Below are 2,008 nucleotides of genomic sequence, written 5' to 3'. Positions count from 1 at the left end.
CGTACACCCGAACCCCACTGGACTGGTCGGAGGTGGTAAAGCTCATAGAGGCGGTGCCCGCCCCTGCAAAAAAACAAGACTGAACGGTGCCTGATTGTCACCTGATGAACTGCCACAGCAGTCCCGGAATAACCAGACCTGCTCTGTTTTTTAGGTTTGTGTTGCATCTGCACAAATTCTGCCTTCTGAAAATAATGTCGAGCAAACCATTTGGGACAGGTTTGGGCAAGACTTTATCGTTACCGACCAAGCGGATAATTTATTAGAGTTCACAACATAATTATGAATACCAATGCAGTAACTTCAGGCACTACGCCTGCAGCAACCACATCATCACCTGTTGATAACAACTGTTCTGACTACAACCATATCGACAACAACCATATCGACAACAACCATGGTGATGGACAACGATACATCCCGCAACCTGAAAAAACTTCTTACCCACCAGAAACTGTATCATTGGAGGATCGTATTGCCACTGAGGTAATAACGGTTACCCCAGACGAAATGAAAGAGTTAATTCTGCTGGGGAATTTTTCTGATGATATCCATTACCGGGTGGAGGGTAACCTTGAGCTTGACAAATGCCCAGCCGCTGCGCTGCCCGGTCAGCTCACCGTGACGGGGAACTTTTTTCTTACCGATTGCATCCACCTGAAGCACCTATCCGGAAAACTCACCGTGTATGACGATTTTTGTGTTTCCGGCAGCACCGACCTGGAGACTCTGTCTGGGAAAATCCACATCAAAGGCGACTGTGAACTTAAAAATCGCCCCAACCTGAAGAGCCTGTCCGGGGATCTCACCTTTGATGGCATACTTGATTTAACACAATGCCGCAAGCTGTCTGAGCTGCCCGAGAAGCTCACGGTAAAGAAAAGTCTTATCCTTAATGATTGCGAAGCCCTCAGTGAGCTGCCCGATGGCCTTGATGTGGGGGAAGCTTTGTCAATCAGGCGTTGCACTGGACTCAGGAAACTGCCGGAGAACCTCTCTGCGCTGGAGCTTCATCTCGATGAGTGCACCGGTCTGGGGGAACTGCCTGATACGCTCTGCGTGGGGGGCAATGTCTCTCTTGACGGTTGCATCAGCCTCAGATGTTTGCCTCAGAACCCGTTCTTTAGGGCCAACCTCTCACTTAATGGTTGCAGGGGCTTGACAGCAATGCCTAACTGGATTACTGAGTTGGGGCGAACTAATAATGATGCCCTCCGCGAAGTCCATCTTTTTGATACCGGTTTGTCGGATGCATTATATCAACGTTTGTCCGGCATGCCGCCACCCGAAGGAATGCTGTTTTATTATGATATGGGCAGAGGGAACCCTGTGCATGCGTTTACAACACTTCAGGAAGGCCTGGATTTTTGGCGGGAGTTGGCCTCAACCGATACTGAAACTCCTGCGCTTGACCTCAGATCTGACCCTGGCCTTATTGAATTTCTGGGGCGACTGACAGGCACTGCAGATTACCAGAACCTTAATTCCCGTCCTGTCCTCGCCCAACGGGTAATGGCGGTCATGTCATTACTGGCCGACAATGACCAGTTTCGGGATGATGCCCTGGGTCGTTTATCCCATGCCGGCACTTCCTGTGATGACCGGGTGATCCTGGCCCTGGATGACCTGGAAACAATGCAATTACTGACCTCTGCCCAAACCCTGGCGTTAGAAATGCATGACCCCACTGAATTAAAGGCGCTGGGTCGGCAAATGATGATTCTGGAAAAGATCAAGGCAATCGCCAGTGCACATATGAAAACACTCACCCTGGTGGATGAGATTGAGGTTGAGCTGACGTTTCGGATTGAATTAGGCAGGTTCTTCAAGTTTCCCGGATCAACCCAAAATATGTTATTCCGTGAGTGTGCCTTGGTGAATGATGAGGACATTGCCAGGGCTCGCGTCAACATTGAAGAATCCTGTACGGACGCAGCGCTTGAGGACTTTCTCGCCCAGTGGGAGCCATGGCAGAAATTTCAGCGCGTGCAGGCAGTGCGGCCCTTTG

At 50.2% G+C, this 2,008-nt stretch carries 1 protein-coding gene; it reads left to right on the top strand.

Annotated elements, in window-relative coordinates; all coding sequences use genetic code 11:
* Positions 1–282 precede the first annotated feature (282 nt).
* Positions 283–2,008: NEL-type E3 ubiquitin ligase domain-containing protein (locus KDK14_RS11755; RefSeq protein WP_257265312.1), on the top strand; the 1,726-nt coding region annotated here is incomplete at its 3' end.

Origin of the sequence: Endozoicomonas sp. ONNA2, assembly GCF_024606365.1 — a bacterium.
GTDB lineage: Bacteria > Pseudomonadota > Gammaproteobacteria > Pseudomonadales > Endozoicomonadaceae > Endozoicomonas.
Note: the sequence above shows the minus strand (reverse complement) of the source record. Positions and strands in the feature narration are given on the sequence as shown.